This is a genomic window from Pseudomonas sp. SORGH_AS_0199 (assembly GCF_031453735.1).
Classification (GTDB): domain Bacteria; phylum Pseudomonadota; class Gammaproteobacteria; order Pseudomonadales; family Pseudomonadaceae; genus Chryseomonas; species Chryseomonas aestiva.
In genome coordinates, this window is the sequence record NZ_JAVJAE010000001.1 from 4,677,656 (window position 1) to 4,691,186 (window position 13,531).

The window sequence follows — 13,531 nt, forward strand, 5'->3', positions numbered from 1 at the left end:
TTCATGTCGATTCGCCGTTTCGCCCTGGCCGCGCTGGCCGGAGCCCTGTTCGCCACCCAGGTCCACGCCGTTGAATTGCTCAACGTGTCCTACGATCCTACCCGCGAGCTCTACCAGCAGTACAACGCCGCTTTCGCCAAGCACTGGAAGACCGAGACCGGCGAAGACGTGACCATCAAGAATTCCCATGGTGGCTCCGGCAAGCAGGCGCGCTCGGTGATCGATGGGCTGCAAGCCGACGTGGTGACCCTGGCGCTGTCCGGCGACATCGATGCTCTCAATCTGCACCAGCAGCTGGTCGACCCGAATTGGCAGAAGCGTCTGGCGGACAACAGCACCCCCTACACCTCGACCATCGTCTTCCTGGTGCGCAAGGGCAATCCCAAGGGCATCAAGGACTGGGATGACCTGGTGAAAAAGGACGTCCAGGTCATTACTCCCAATCCCAAGACCTCTGGCGGCGCCCGCTGGAATTTCCTCGCCGCCTGGGCCTATGCCAAGGCCAAGTACGGCAGCGATGCCGAGGCGCTCACGTTCGTTACCGAACTCTATCGCCACGCTCCGGTGCTCGATACCGGCGCACGCGGCGCCACCATCAGCTTCGTGCAGCGCCAGCTGGGCGACGTTTTGATCGCCTGGGAAAACGAAGCCTATCTGTCGCTCAAGGAAGAAGGCGGCGACCAGTTGGAGATCGTCACCCCGTCGCTGTCGATCCTGGCCGAGCCGCCGGTGGCCGTGGTGGACAAGGTGGTCGACAAGAAGGGCACGCGCAAGCAGGCCGAAGCCTACCTGCAGTATCTGTACAGCCCCGAAGGCCAGCGCATCGCCGCGCAGAATTTCTATCGCCCTCGCGATGCCAAGGTGGCGGCGGAATTCAAGGATCAGTTCAAGCCGGTCAAGCTGGTGACCATCGACCAGGAATTCGGCGGCTGGAAAGAAGCGCAGCCGAAGTACTTCGCCGACGGCGGCGTGTTCGACAAGATCTTCGCCGACATCAACAAATAGCGCCCCGGCCGGGACGGCTCACGCTGACCGGCCCGGAACAGGTATCGTTCCACCCCACTGCGCCCTGGCGAATGCATCGCCGGGGCGCCTTGCAGAAGGACGTCTCATGTCTCGCCGTCTCTCCCCGGTCATACCCGGCTTCGGGTTGACCCTGGGATTCTCCCTGACCTACCTCGCGCTGATCGTGCTGATCCCGCTGGGCGCCATGTTCCTCCATGCCAGCCAGCTGACCCTCGGGCAGTTCTGGTCGCTGATCACCGGGCGCCAGGTGCTGGCCGCGCTGCAGCTGTCCTTTGGCACGGCCCTGCTCGCCGCCCTGGTCAACGGCATCCTCGGCACCCTGCTGGCCTGGGTGCTGGTGCGCTACGAGTTTCCCGGGCGCAAGCTGATCGATGCCATGGTCGACCTGCCCTTCGCCCTGCCCACCGCGGTGGCCGGCATCGCCCTGACCGCGCTCTATGCGCCCAACGGCATGATAGGTTCGCTGTTTCCCTTCAAGATCGCCTATACCCCGATCGGCATCACCCTGGCGCTGATCTTCGTCACCCTCCCCTTCGTGGTGCGCACCCTGCAGCCGGTACTGGCGGACATTCCCAAGGAAATCGAGGAAGCCGCCACCTGCCTGGGCGCGCGCCCCTGGCAGGTGTTCCGCTACGTGCTGGTGCCGACCCTGCTGCCGGCCTGGCTGACCGGTTTCGCCCTGGCCTTCGCCCGCGGCGTGGGCGAGTACGGCTCGGTGGTGTTCATCGCCGGCAACATTCCGTTCAAGACCGAGATCCTGCCGCTGCTCATCGTCTCCAAGCTGGACCAGTACGACTACACCGGTGCCACCGGCATCGGCGTGTTCATGCTGCTGGTGTCCTTTGTCATGCTGCTGCTGATCAATATCCTGCAGCGGCGCATCCAGCCCAACATCTAAGGCCGACCGCATGAGCCTCATGACTTCGACCAAGGCCGATGCGCGCGCCAGCAAGCAGCGCACCCCGGTGGCCATCGCGCTGATCGCCAGCGCCTGGCTGATCTTCCTGCTGGTCCTGGTGCTGCCGCTGTACATGGTGCTGAGCCAGGGCCTGGCCAACGGCATCGGCGCCTTCTGGGACGCCATCAGCGAACCGGATGCGATCTCGGCGCTCAAGCTGACGCTGTTCGCCACCGCCATCTCGGTGCCCCTGAATCTGGCCTTCGGCCTGGCCGCGGCCTGGTGCGTGACCAAGTTCGAGTTCACCGGCAAGAGTCTGCTGATCACCCTGATCGACCTGCCCTTCTCGGTCTCGCCGGTGATCGCCGGTCTCATCTATGTGCTGCTGTTCGGCGCCCAGGGATTGATGGGTCCTTACCTGCAGAGCGTCGATGTGCAGATCGTCTTCGCCGTGCCCGGCATCGTGCTGGCGACGATCTTCGTCACCTTTCCCTATGTGGCCCGCGAACTGATCCCGCTGATGCAGGAACAGGGTACCCAGGAAGAAGAAGCGGCGCGCCTGCTGGGCGCCAGTGGCTGGCAACTGTTCTGGCACGTGACCCTGCCCAACGTGAAGTGGGCACTGATCTATGGCGTGGTGCTCTGCACCGCGCGGGCCATGGGCGAGTTCGGAGCGGTGTCGGTGGTCTCCGGCCATATCCGCGGCCTGACCAACACCCTGCCGTTGCACATCGAGATTCTCTACAACGAATACAACATCGTCGCCGCCTTCAGCGTGGCGATCCTGCTGCTGATGATGGCCCTGGTGATCCTGCTGCTGCGGCAGTGGAGCGAGAGTCGCCTGAGCCGCCAACTGCAGCACCGTGATGAGGAATAAGGCGCCATGAGTATCGAGATCCAGGGTATCAACAAGAGGTTTGGCGCCTTCCAGGCGCTCAAGGACATCAACCTGCACATCGAGAGTGGCGAGCTGGTCGCCCTGCTCGGCCCCTCGGGCTGCGGCAAGACCACCCTGCTGCGCATCATCGCCGGCCTGGAAGCGCCGGATACCGGCAATATCGGCTTCCATGGCGAAGACGTCTCCGGGCGTGACGTGCGCGATCGCAACGTCGGCTTCGTCTTCCAGCATTACGCACTGTTCCGCCACATGACGGTGTTCGACAACGTGGCCTTCGGCCTGCGCATGAAGCCGCGCCGCGAGCGGCCGAGCGAGGCGCAGATTACCAGCAAGGTGCACGAGCTGCTGAACATGGTGCAGCTCGACTGGCTGGCCGATCGCTATCCCGAGCAACTCTCCGGTGGTCAGCGCCAGCGCATCGCCCTGGCCCGCGCCCTGGCGGTGGAGCCCAAGATCCTGCTGCTCGACGAACCCTTCGGCGCCCTGGATGCCAAGGTGCGCAAGGAGCTGCGCCGCTGGCTGGCACGGCTGCACGAAGAGATCCATCTGACCTCGGTGTTCGTCACCCACGACCAGGAAGAAGCCATGGAAGTGGCCGATCGCATCGTGGTGATGAACAAGGGCCAGATCGAGCAGGTCGGCTCGCCCGTCGAGGTCTACGAACAGCCGGCGAGCGACTTCGTCTATCACTTCCTCGGTGACTCCAACCGCCTGGCCCTGGGCGAGCAGGAGGTGCTGTTCCGTCCGCACGAGGTGGAGCTGGAGCGTGAGCCGCGAGCGGGTTATCACGCCGCCGAAGTACGCGACATCCGGCCGCTGGGCGCCACCACCCGGGTCACCCTGAAAGTGCCGGAGCAGACCGAGGTGATCGAGGTGGAGCTGGTCAGGGACCACCCGGTGCTGGCTGGGCTGCAACGGGGTGCGCCGCTGCATTTCCTGCCGCGTACGCCCTGAGTCCGTCGCCGGCGGCTAAGACCAAAGTCGTAGCCGCCAGGACCAGACAGCGGTTGCAACCTCCGGAAAGCGGGCTCCATGATCGACGAAACTGACACCCGTCACACTTCGTCCTCGATCGAGCAGAATAACAAGGAGGTCGCATGCCCAGGCGCTGGCCCGTCGTGTTGTCGCTTCACCTGGCCCTCCTCGTGGCCGCGCTGCTGCTCTGGCAGTGGCTGGCGCTACCCATGGCCGCCGGCGTGGGACTGGTGCTCGCCGCTGCCCTCTGGCCCTGGTTGCTGCTGCGCAAGGCCGCAGCGCCGCCCGCGCCCGCCTCGTCCTTCGACGAGCTGACCAGCGATCTCTCGCGCAGCACGGCGCGCAACGCCGTGGCCATCGCCGGTGTGGCCTTTGCCGCCCAGCAACTGGCGGCCCGGGTGCAATCCCAGGCCAGCACGGCCGCGCAGATTTCCAGCAGCGCCGCTGCCCTCACCCAGACCGAGCATGACAGCGCCGGCAGCGCCCGCCAGGCCCTGGCGGTGGCGCAGCAGGTGCACCAGCGCAGCGAGGCCGGCCAGGACGCCCTGAATACGGCGATCGCCGCCATCCGCGCCCTCAGCGAGCACGCCCGCCAGAGCCGCGAACTGATCGCCGGCCTGAGTGCCCGCACCGACAAGATCCAGCAGGTCACTGAGGTCATCCAGGGTATCGCCAGCCAGACCAACCTGCTGGCGCTCAATGCCGCCATCGAGGCCGCACGCGCCGGGGAACACGGGCGCGGCTTCGCGGTGGTCGCCGACGAGGTCCGGGGCCTGGCGGCGCGGACCTCCAGCGCAACCGGCGAGGTGGGGCTGATTGTCGCCGACGTCAGCCAGCAGACCGACGCCGTGGTGGCGCAGATCCAGCAACTGGCCCAGGCGCTGGACGACGGCGTGCGCCAGGTCGAGCGAACCGGCGAAGGCCTGCAGGAGATCGCCCAGCTGGCGCAGACCGCCGAGCGCCAGGCCGCGGATATCGCCCAGGGCACCTCGGCCAATCTCGCCCAGCTGGAAAGCCTGGCCCAGGCGGTGGAGCAGGTGCACCGCGATCTGGCCGACAGCGAGCGCCAGACCAGCCGGCTCAGCGGCGCCGCCGACGAACTGGTGGACATGGCCGAAGCCAGCAGCGAACGCCTGGCCGAGGTCGGCCTGGACAGCTATCACCAGCGCATCTTCGAACTGGCGCGCCAGGGCGCGGATGCCATCGGCCGGCGCTTCGAGGAAGACCTGGCCGCCGGGCGCATCACCCAGGACGCCCTCTTCGACCGCCAGTACCAGCCCGTGCCCGGCAGTCAGCCGGCCAAGTACCGCACCCGTTTCGACAGCTATACCGATGGCGTGCTACCGGCGATCCAGGAACCGCTGCTGGATCAGCATCCCGGTCTGGTCTTCGCCATCGCCTGTACCCCGGAAGGCTATGTGCCCACCCACAACCGCGCCTTCGCCCAGGCACCTACCGGCGACGTGGCGGTGGATACGGCGCGCAGTCGTAGCAAGCGCCTCTTCAGCGATCGCACCGGCAAGCGCTGCGGCAGCCATCAGCGCCGCCTGCTGTTGCAGACCTACATGAGAGACACCGGCGAGGTGATGCACGACCTCTCGGTACCGATCCTGGTGAACGGCCGGCACTGGGGCGGACTGCGCCTGGGCTATCGCCCCGACAACGCGCGCTAGCCCAGCTTGAGCTGGGTGACGGCCAGCTGCCAGACCGCCGCCTCCAGCCCGAGCATGCGCCCGGCCTTGTGCTCCAGCAGGGCTTCGACGGACTCGCCCGGGGCGGGATTCGCCGCCTGCGCCGCCAGGTGCAGGATCAGCGACGGCTTGGGCAGCACGCCGTGCAGGCTGTGCACCGCGGCCACCAGCTCGCGCAACTCCAGTGGTAGCCGCCAGTGCCGCTGCAATTCCGCGGAAAACTCCAGGCTGTAGCTCAGCAGCGCGCGCTCCAGCGCGGCCTCATCGATAACGCCACCCCCGTCGCACCAGCGCTGCACGCCTTGCAGCACCGCCAGTTCACCCAGGCGATGCAGCAGGCCGGCGGTGTAGCAACGCTCGGCGTCTTCGCGCACATAGCGCAGCGCCAGCAGCCGGGCGCAGTCGGCAGCGCGCTGGGCAAGGCGCAGGTAGCCCTCGGCGCGTCCGGCCAGCAACGGCTCGGCCAGACGGGTCGCCCGCCGCAGGCTCAGGCCCAAGACCAGATTGAGGGTGAAGCCGACGCCCAGCCGCGGCAGGGCCTGGCTGAGGGTCTGGCAGGATTGGCCGACGCGCTGGGAAGCGCTGTTGGCCGCCGCGATCAGGGTCGCCGTGACCAGGGGATCCTGGCCGAATTCGGTTTCCAGCTCGCCCAGGCTGCAGCTCTCGCTCTCGCGACAGCGCTCGATGATGGCCGGCAGATCGGCGAACAGCGGCACGGCGTCGATTTCGGCGGCCATGCGCTGCAGATGATCGTCCAGGGAGCCCAGGACGGCAGCACTGGCCGCCTGAGACGCGTCTCCCGCGGGTGGCAACAGACTGCGCAGACGACGCAACACCTCTTCCGCCGCATAGGGTTTGACCAGATAGGCGGTAGGCGCCAGGCGCAGGGCCGCGCGTACATAGGCGGCGTCAGCCTGTTCGGACAGCAGGATCACCGGCTGCAGCGGCTGGGCGCCGCGCTGGCGGATGCGGCGCAGCAGGTCGAGTCCATCGCAATCGGCCGGTCGCTCGACGATGATCAGCGCACATCTCTTGCGTTGATCCAGTTCGGCAAGGGCCTGATAGCCATGGCCGTATTCATGCACCAGGGCATCGGCACGCACGGCCAGCACCAGTGACTTGAGCAGGTCACGGGTCCAGGGATTGGCGTCGACGATAAGTATCAGGGGCGGCATCCCAACCCACTCCTGCTTGAGGAAAGCGAAGCGGCGGATGATGCGTCAAAGCGGACTTTATGCCAAGCGTGTCACAGAAAAACCGCCCTCCAGGAGGGCGGTTCGGGTAGGACTCAGGCCAATTCGGCGAAGCACTCGCCGATAATGGCCAAGCCGCGATCCAGCTCTTCGTCGCTGGCGGTCAGGGGCACGAGGATGCGCAGCACGTTGCCGTAGCTGCCGCAGCTGAGCAGGATCAGCCCCTTCTGGCGCGCGCGGACCACGATCTGGCTGGTCAGCTCGGCATCGGGTTGCTCGATGTCGCCTTCCTTGCCCAGCTCCATGGCGATCATGGCGCCCAGGCCACGGACGTCGCAGATCTGCGCGTGCTTGGCGGCCAGTTCGCGCAGACCCGCGGTGAGGCGCTCACCCACGGCCTTGGAGCGGTCCAGCAGCTTTTCTTCCTCGAAGGTCTCGATCACCGCCAGGGCCGCGGCGCAGGCGATGGGGCTGCCGGCATAGGTGCCACCCAGGCCACCGGGGGTGACGGCATCCATCACCGTGGCGCGACCGGTCACGCCCGACAGCGGGAAACCGCCGGCGATGGATTTGGCGAAGGTCACCAGGTCGGCGTCGACGCCCATCTGCTCCATGGCGAAGAAGGTCCCGGTACGACCGGCGCCGGACTGGACTTCATCGGCGATCAGCAGGATGCCGTGGGTATCGCACAGCTTGCGCAGGCGCTGCATGAATGCCTTGGGCGCGGCATAGAAACCGCCCTCGCCCTGCACCGGCTCGAGGATGATGGCCGCGATGTCGCCAGGGGCCGCATCGTTCTTGAAGATGCGCTCGACGCTGGCGATGGCGTCATCGACGCTGATGCCATGCAGTTCGCAGGGATAGAGCGCGCGATAGACGCCGCCGGGCATGAGGCCCATGCCGGCCGAATAGGGCGCGACCTTGCCGGTCAGCGACAGGGTCATCATGGTGCGGCCGTGATAGGCGCTGGAGAAGGCGATGACGCCGGCGCGCTGGGTGGCGGCGCGGGCGATCTTGACGGCATTCTCCACGGCTTCGGAGCCGGAGTTGAACAGTGCGGTCTTTTTCGGGAAGTTGCCCGGCACCAGTTCGTTGAGCTTTTCGCAGACCTCGACATAGGGCTCGTAGGCCAGCACCTGGAAGCAGGTGTGGGAGACCTTGGTCAGCTGCTCCTGCACGGCCGCCACCACGCGCGGATGCAGGTGGCCGGTGTTGAGCACGGCGATGCCGCCGGCGAAGTCCAGGAATTCATTGCCCTCTACGTCCCAGACCTTGGCGTTCTCCGCACGGTCGACGAAGATCGGGTGGGTCTGGCCGACGCCACGGGCGACGGCTGCGCTGCGACGGTGCATCAGGGAATCATTGGTGTGGCTCATTGCAGTCCTCGATGGCCGCTCATCGTGGCGGCCGGCTACGGGAAAGGCGCGGACCGGATTCCGGGCAGCATACGATGATCGACTGCCAACGGCCCGGCGTCCGCGCCGGGAGAAATCTTTGGATCGGCGGGCCCCGTTGGGCTTCGACGATGGAGCCGTCTCAGCCCAACCTACGATATAGGTAGGTTGGGCTAAGCGTAGCGAAGCCCACCGAACGGGATCAGACGCCCAGACAGAGGTACTTGATCTCGAGGTAGTCCTCGATGCCGTACTTGGAGCCCTCGCGGCCCAGGCCCGAAGCCTTGACGCCACCAAAGGGTGCGACTTCGTTGGAGATCAGGCCGGTGTTGATGCCGACCATGCCGTACTCCAGCGCCTCGGCCACGCGGAACACGCGGGACAGGTCGCGGGCATAGAAGTAGGAGGCCAGGCCGAATTCGGTGTCGTTGGCCAGCTCGATGACCTCGGCCTCGTCCTTGAAGCGGAACAGCGGCGCCAGCGGGCCGAAGGTCTCTTCCTTGGACACCTTGGCGCTCCTGGGCACGTCGGCGAGGATGGTCGGCTCGAAGTAGCTGCCGCCGTTGGCGTGGGCCTTGCCCCCGGCGATGACCCTGGCGCCCTGGCTCACGGCGTCGTCGATGTGTTCCTTGACCTTGGCCGCCGCCTTGGCGTCGATCAGCGGGCCGATGGTCACGCCCTCTTCCAGGCCGTTGCCGACCTTGAGCTTGGCCACCGCGGCCTTGAATTTCTCGGCGAAGGCGTCGTAGACACCGTCCTGGATATAGAGGCGGTTGACGCAGACGCAGGTCTGGCCAGCGTTGCGGTACTTGGAGGCGATGGCGCCTTCCACGGCCTTGTCCAGATCGGCGTCGTCGAAGACGATGAAGGGCGCGTTGCCGCCCAGTTCCAGCGACAGCTTCTTGATGGTGGGCGCGCTCTGCTCCATCAGCTTGGCACCGATCTCGGTGGAGCCGGTAAAGGAGATCTTGCGCACGATGGGGCTTTCGGTCAGCTCGGCGCCGATTTCGGCGGCGGAGCCGGTGACCACGCTCAGCACGCCCTTGGGAATGCCGGCGCGCTCGGCCAGCTCGACCAGGGCCAGTGCCGAGTACGGGGTCTGGCTGGCGGGCTTGATGACCATGGTGCAGCCGGCGGCCAGGGCCGGACCGGCCTTGCGGGTGATCATCGCGGTGGGGAAATTCCACGGCGTGATGGCGGCGGTGACGCCGATGGGCTGCTTGATCACCAGGATGCGCTTGTCGGCCTGGTGGCCGGGGATGGTATCGCCATAGATGCGCTTGGCTTCTTCGGCGAACCACTCGATGAAGGAGGCGGCATAGGCGATCTCGCCCTTGGCCTCGGCCAGCGGCTTGCCCTGCTCCAGGGTCATCAGCCGGCCCAGGTCGTCCTGGTTCTCGATCATCAGCTCGTACCAGCGCCGCAGCTTGGCCGAACGCTCCTTGGCGGTCAGCGCGCGCCAGCCCGGCAGGGCGCGGTTGGCGGCGTCGATGGCACGTTTGGTCTCGGCGCGACCGAGCTTGGGAATGGTGCCCAGGGTCTCGCCGGTGGCCGGGTTGTCCACCTTGACGGTGGCACCGCTGTCGGCGTCGATCCAGGCGCCGTCGACATAGGCTTGCTGGCGAAACAGGGAAGCGTCTTTGAGCTGCATTACGGTCTCCTTGGCTGAAAGGGCCGGAAGCAAGGGCATGACACCCCTGCGCCTGCGATAGGGTCAGGCCTGGAAACGCTGGCATCGCCACCGTTCAGCGCCCGCTCGAGCAACGTCCGAACCGCCCTAGGCGTTCGAAATATTGAACGCATCCTAGGAGAATCCTGAACCCCTGCGCAAGAGCGCTAGCCAGGTTTTCGCGTCGCCCTCCTCCTTGTTTATGCAGCCCTTGCTACGCCCCGCGAAACAGTCGTTCAAAATCAACAACATCGTGCATCCGGGCATGGACGGTCGGGGGCAAGGTGAGTATGATGGCGACCGATTCAGCGTCACCGAATCGCTGCACTCGTAGCTCAGCTGGATAGAGTACTGCCCTCCGAAGGCAGGGGTCGTGGGTTCGAATCCCGCCGAGTGCGCCATCTCCCGTTCACCGTCGCGTGAACCTCAGCAAAGCCCGCCATCGCGCGGGCTTTGCTGTTTCTGGCTGTCGCTCAAGCCTTTCCAAGATGCACAGACCGTTCGTGAAAGGACCTTCGCCAGATTGCCGGCGTGATTTCTCTGACCATTATCACTACCCCACTCGCGATTCTGATCTAAGCTCTGCCCCTAGACCCGCTCCAACCAGCCGGCCGGATGCCGATACCCTGGGATCACCTCGCAAGGACGCCTCATGAGATACCTCCTGACCAGCTCGGTCACCCTTTTTCTCGCCGCTCCGCTCCTGACCGAAGACACCGCCCTGGCCCAGGCCGGCCATGCCATCCGTCCAGGGATAGAGGCAGCTGCTCACGCCCTGAATCTGTCGCTGCTGCAGAGCAGTGCGGTCGGCAGGGGCCCGGTGGCCGAAGGGGCGCGGCTGCAGCTGGCGGCGCTGGAACGGCAGGCGCGGCGAGACGACTAGCCTCAGGACTTTGCCAAGGCCTGGCGCAGAGCCCGGCTTGAACGAAGCGCCCGAACCGGGCTCTCAAGGTCTCCACTACGGCCACCCCGAGGAGACCTGGATGAAATCCCTGATTCCCCTGTTGCTGCTGCCCCTCGCCTTGGGCGCCTGTACCCGGGAGCCGGTTCGGCAGGACGACCTCGGCCTGCCGAGCTGCAATCTGGCAGAACAGCGCGCCGTGCCGGGCGAACGGGGCGGATCGATCACGGATCCGCGGCAGGCGCATGTCTCGATGCGGGCCAATGTGCTGTTGGCGGATGTGAGCACGGCGCGCAAGGCGCGGCGGATCAGTCAGGAGCAGGCGACGGCCTTCAGCGAACGCATCGCCGCGGTGCGTAGCCAGACCGATGACCTGGTCAGGCAGCAGGGCTTTCTCAGCGCGGCCGAACGCGCCAGTTTCGATCGGGAATTCGACGGGATCGCCACGCAAATCTGCCAGCCGCGCTAGCGGACGGGTGCGCCTGACCAGGCTGGGTCGAAAGGCGCGGCCATGAACGGCTAGGATAACGGTATCGATCAGGTGGTAAGGCAGCTTGCCGCCCTCTTCTCTTGGCCCCCGGGGACGACCCCGGCGATCGGTGGGCAGCGTTCCGGGACGGCCCGGTTTTACAGGAGGCCGTCGTTGGCTTGGTTCTATCTGGTGTGCGCGGGACTGCTCGAGGTGGTCTGGGCGTTCTACATGAAGCAATCCGCGGGCTTCACCCGCCTCACGCCGACGATCATCACCGGGGGCGCCATGGTGGCCAGCGTGGCGCTGCTGTCGATCTCCATGCGCAGCTTGCCGCTGGGCACCGCCTATACGATCTGGACCGGTATCGGCGCGGTGGGTGCCTTCATGGTCGGCATCCTGGTGCTGGGCGAGGCGGCGAGTCCGCTGCGCATCCTGGCCGCCGCGCTGATCGTCAGCGGGCTGGTGCTGATGAAGCTGACCTCGTCCTGAGCGCCCTCCCCTAGCGCGGGAGCACCGAGCGCGCCAGCCAGATGAACAGCAGCCCGCCAAGCAACCCACCCACGGCCATCGCCAGCAGCCCTTCCAGGGTGCGCGTGGCGTAGATAAGCACCGGCATGGGCGCGAAGGCGTCGATCAGGCGGATGGCGGCGATCAGGCTGAGGCTGCTGGCCAGCGGCAGCAGGCAGGCGCGATAGGTACCGCCATGACGACCCAGCCAGAGGGCCGCGGCAAAGGCTGGTAACCAAGCGGCGAGCACGATGGCGGCATAGACGGGTCCGAAGCCCAGCAGATCATCCAGCGAGGTGCGCCCGCGCGTGGCCAGGTCGATCGGCTGGCCGAGTCCCTGGAGGGCGGCCAGGTTGTATTGGGTCTGCACCAGGCTGCCCCAGGCGGTGGTCAGCAGCAGGGCCGCGGCGAACGCCAGCAGGGTGCGCGGTTGCAACAGGGCGCGCCAGAGCGGTTGGGGCATGGTCGGAAAATCCCTTGGAGAGAGGCAGATGCTAGCGAAAGCGGGTACCCGGAACAGACCTCAAGCGTTACCTAAAGCTTCCGGCCGCTGGGCCTGGCTGGCATGGCTGGCCCTGCTGGCGGTTCCGCTGGCGCTGGCGGCGCCGACCTACCGGATCGAGACGGTGGCGACCGGGCTGGATAGACCCTGGTCGCTGGCCTTCCTGCCCGATGGCCGGGCGCTCCTGACCGAGGGCACCGGGCGCTTGCGGCTGCTGGTACCGGACGGTGCCGGCCGCCTCAGGCTGCAGGCGGAAGCCGTGAGCGGACTGCCCGAGCTCTATACCGAAGGCCAGGCCGGTCTGTTCGAGGTGCTGCCAGACCCGGATTTCGCTCACAACCAATTCATCTATCTCTCCCATGCGACCGGCACGCGCCAGGCCAATCATTTGAAGGTGGTGCGCGCCCGGCTGGACGGCGGACGCCTGCAGGACGTCCAACCGCTGTTCACCAGCCAGCCGGCCAAGGCCTTCGGGCAGCACTTCGGGGCGCGGATGGCCCTGCTCGGCGACGGCACCCTGGCCATCGCCCTGGGCGACGGCAACGTCGAGCGCACCGATGCCCAGCGACTGGATACCCATCTGGGCAAGATCGTGCGCATCACCCGCGACGGCCAGGTGCCGGCGGACAACCCCTTCATCAAGCGACCCGGCGCCCTGCCGGAGATCTACAGCCTCGGCCATCGCAATCCCCAGGGCCTGGTCTGGGTGCCCGAGCGCCAGGCGCTGTACGAGCACGAGCACGGCTCCAAGGGCGGCGACGAACTCAATCTGATCCGCGCCGGTGCCAACTATGGCTGGCCGCTGACCACCGGCGGCGTGGACTACACCGGCGCGCGCATCTCGCCCTTTCGCGAGTTGCCGGGCATCACCCCACCGCTGCTGGAATGGACGCCGTCGATCGCGCCCGCGGGCATGACTTGGTACGACGGCCAAGGCTTCCCCGCCTGGCGCGGCAGTCTGTTCGTGGCGGCGCTGCGGGAGAAGTCGGTGCGGCGGATACCGCTGGTTGAGGGTATGCCTGGTCCGCAGGAGCTGCTGTTCCAGGAACTGGACCAGCGTCTGCGCGAGGTGCGCAGCGGCCCGGACGGCAATCTCTGGCTGCTCACCGATGGTCAGGAGGGCCAGCTGTTGCGGGTAGTGCCGAGGTAGGTAGTGAGTACAGCCGTGGTGCCGATCCTATACAGCGCCAGTCGCGGCCATGCCGGTGCGCGGTAGGTTGGGTTGAGCGCAGCGAAGCCCAACATCGCCTCGGGGCTCGCCATGTTGGGCTTCGACGATAGAGCCGTCTCAACCCAACCTACGGAGACATCGATAGCCTGTTGGGGCGGCAACTCGGGTAAGCCGCGAGCCGTCTCGTCGAAACGACGAATACTCCGTTGTTTCGTCAAATAAAGCACAACGATT

General features: G+C 66.5%; 13 protein-coding genes and 1 tRNA gene. 10 read left to right on the forward strand and 4 right to left on the reverse strand.

Going from position 1 to position 13,531, the window contains the following annotated elements; translation table 11 throughout:
- Positions 1-3 precede the first annotated feature (3 nt).
- The 5 genes from QE444_RS21910 to QE444_RS21930 all read left to right on the forward strand — a co-directional run bounded on the left by QE444_RS21910 (position 4) and on the right by QE444_RS21930 (position 5,470).
- Positions 4-1,005 (forward strand): sulfate ABC transporter substrate-binding protein, encoded by a 1,002-nt coding sequence (locus tag QE444_RS21910; protein WP_285386503.1) that lies wholly within the window; start codon positions 4-6, stop codon positions 1,003-1,005.
- 106 nt (positions 1,006-1,111) lie between these two features.
- On the forward strand, positions 1,112-1,924 hold the full coding sequence (gene cysT, locus QE444_RS21915) for a sulfate ABC transporter permease subunit CysT (RefSeq protein WP_133861341.1): 813 nt from the start codon (positions 1,112-1,114) through the stop codon (positions 1,922-1,924).
- A gap of 10 nt (positions 1,925-1,934) precedes the next feature.
- Positions 1,935-2,801, forward strand: a complete 867-nt coding sequence (gene cysW, locus QE444_RS21920) for a sulfate ABC transporter permease subunit CysW (protein WP_158891769.1) — start codon at positions 1,935-1,937, stop codon at positions 2,799-2,801.
- 6 nt (positions 2,802-2,807) lie between these two features.
- A complete protein-coding gene (locus QE444_RS21925) occupies positions 2,808-3,776 on the forward strand; it encodes a sulfate/molybdate ABC transporter ATP-binding protein (RefSeq protein WP_187980271.1) in 969 nt (322 codons plus the stop codon).
- Between the two features lie 230 nt (positions 3,777-4,006).
- Positions 4,007-5,470: a methyl-accepting chemotaxis protein gene (locus QE444_RS21930; RefSeq protein ID WP_405046488.1), complete on the forward strand. Its 1,464-nt coding sequence runs from the start codon at positions 4,007-4,009 to the stop codon at positions 5,468-5,470.
- On the opposite strand, the gene QE444_RS21935 is transcribed toward QE444_RS21930, so the two are convergent.
- From QE444_RS21935 to gabD, 3 genes are all read right to left on the reverse strand, one after another.
- Positions 5,467-6,663 (reverse strand): HDOD domain-containing protein, encoded by a 1,197-nt coding sequence (locus QE444_RS21935; protein ID WP_309741694.1) that lies wholly within the window; start codon positions 6,661-6,663, stop codon positions 5,467-5,469. The genes QE444_RS21930 and QE444_RS21935 overlap by 4 nt on opposite strands.
- A 113-nt stretch (positions 6,664-6,776) precedes the next feature.
- Entirely contained in the window at positions 6,777-8,057 is a 1,281-nt protein-coding gene (gene gabT, locus QE444_RS21940; protein WP_273861763.1) for a 4-aminobutyrate--2-oxoglutarate transaminase, read from the reverse strand.
- A gap of 220 nt (positions 8,058-8,277) precedes the next feature.
- Positions 8,278-9,726: an NADP-dependent succinate-semialdehyde dehydrogenase gene (gabD, locus tag QE444_RS21945; protein ID WP_273861762.1), complete on the reverse strand. Its 1,449-nt coding sequence runs from the start codon at positions 9,724-9,726 to the stop codon at positions 8,278-8,280.
- Positions 9,727-10,068: 342 nt separating this feature from the next.
- On the opposite strand from gabD, the gene QE444_RS21950 reads away from it, so the two are divergent.
- From QE444_RS21950 to sugE, 4 genes are all read left to right on the forward strand, one after another.
- Positions 10,069-10,145, forward strand: a tRNA-Arg gene (locus QE444_RS21950).
- A 251-nt stretch (positions 10,146-10,396) separates the two neighbouring features.
- Positions 10,397-10,627: a hypothetical protein gene (locus QE444_RS21955; RefSeq protein WP_273861761.1), complete on the forward strand. Its 231-nt coding sequence runs from the start codon at positions 10,397-10,399 to the stop codon at positions 10,625-10,627.
- 100 nt (positions 10,628-10,727) lie between these two features.
- Positions 10,728-11,114, forward strand: coding sequence for a hypothetical protein (locus QE444_RS21960; protein ID WP_273861760.1), 387 nt, complete (start codon positions 10,728-10,730; stop codon positions 11,112-11,114).
- 174 nt (positions 11,115-11,288) lie between these two features.
- Complete coding sequence (gene sugE / locus QE444_RS21965; RefSeq protein ID WP_133861349.1) at positions 11,289-11,606, forward strand: quaternary ammonium compound efflux SMR transporter SugE; 318 nt, start codon at positions 11,289-11,291, stop codon at positions 11,604-11,606.
- Positions 11,607-11,616: 10 nt separating this feature from the next.
- Here sugE and QE444_RS21970 read toward each other — a convergent pair whose 3' ends face one another.
- Complete coding sequence (locus QE444_RS21970) at positions 11,617-12,087, reverse strand: hypothetical protein (RefSeq protein WP_273861759.1); 471 nt, start codon at positions 12,085-12,087, stop codon at positions 11,617-11,619.
- A 28-nt stretch (positions 12,088-12,115) separates the two neighbouring features.
- On the opposite strand from QE444_RS21970, the gene QE444_RS21975 reads away from it, so the two are divergent.
- Positions 12,116-13,276, forward strand: coding sequence for a PQQ-dependent sugar dehydrogenase (locus QE444_RS21975; protein ID WP_285386510.1), 1,161 nt, complete (start codon positions 12,116-12,118; stop codon positions 13,274-13,276).
- Positions 13,277-13,531 lie beyond the last annotated feature (255 nt).

Excerpts from the sequence above, each read along its gene's own strand:
- QE444_RS21910 (WP_285386503.1), top strand. The coding sequence starts at position 4 with ATGTCGATTCGCCGTTTCGCCCTGGCCGCGCTGGCCGGAGCCCTGTTC.
- cysT (WP_133861341.1), top strand. The coding sequence starts at position 1,112 with ATGTCTCGCCGTCTCTCCCCGGTCATACCCGGCTTCGGGTTGACCCTG.
- cysW (WP_158891769.1), top strand. The coding sequence starts at position 1,935 with ATGAGCCTCATGACTTCGACCAAGGCCGATGCGCGCGCCAGCAAGCAG.
- QE444_RS21925 (WP_187980271.1), top strand. The coding sequence starts at position 2,808 with ATGAGTATCGAGATCCAGGGTATCAACAAGAGGTTTGGCGCCTTCCAG.
- QE444_RS21930 (WP_405046488.1), top strand. The coding sequence starts at position 4,007 with ATGGCCGCCGGCGTGGGACTGGTGCTCGCCGCTGCCCTCTGGCCCTGG.
- QE444_RS21935 (WP_309741694.1), bottom strand. The coding sequence starts at position 6,663 with ATGCCGCCCCTGATACTTATCGTCGACGCCAATCCCTGGACCCGTGAC.
- gabT (WP_273861763.1), bottom strand. The coding sequence starts at position 8,057 with ATGAGCCACACCAATGATTCCCTGATGCACCGTCGCAGCGCAGCCGTC.
- gabD (WP_273861762.1), bottom strand. The coding sequence starts at position 9,726 with ATGCAGCTCAAAGACGCTTCCCTGTTTCGCCAGCAAGCCTATGTCGAC.
- QE444_RS21955 (WP_273861761.1), top strand. The coding sequence starts at position 10,397 with ATGAGATACCTCCTGACCAGCTCGGTCACCCTTTTTCTCGCCGCTCCG.
- QE444_RS21960 (WP_273861760.1), top strand. The coding sequence starts at position 10,728 with ATGAAATCCCTGATTCCCCTGTTGCTGCTGCCCCTCGCCTTGGGCGCC.
- QE444_RS21970 (WP_273861759.1), bottom strand. The coding sequence starts at position 12,087 with ATGCCCCAACCGCTCTGGCGCGCCCTGTTGCAACCGCGCACCCTGCTG.
- QE444_RS21975 (WP_285386510.1), top strand. The coding sequence starts at position 12,116 with ATGCTAGCGAAAGCGGGTACCCGGAACAGACCTCAAGCGTTACCTAAA.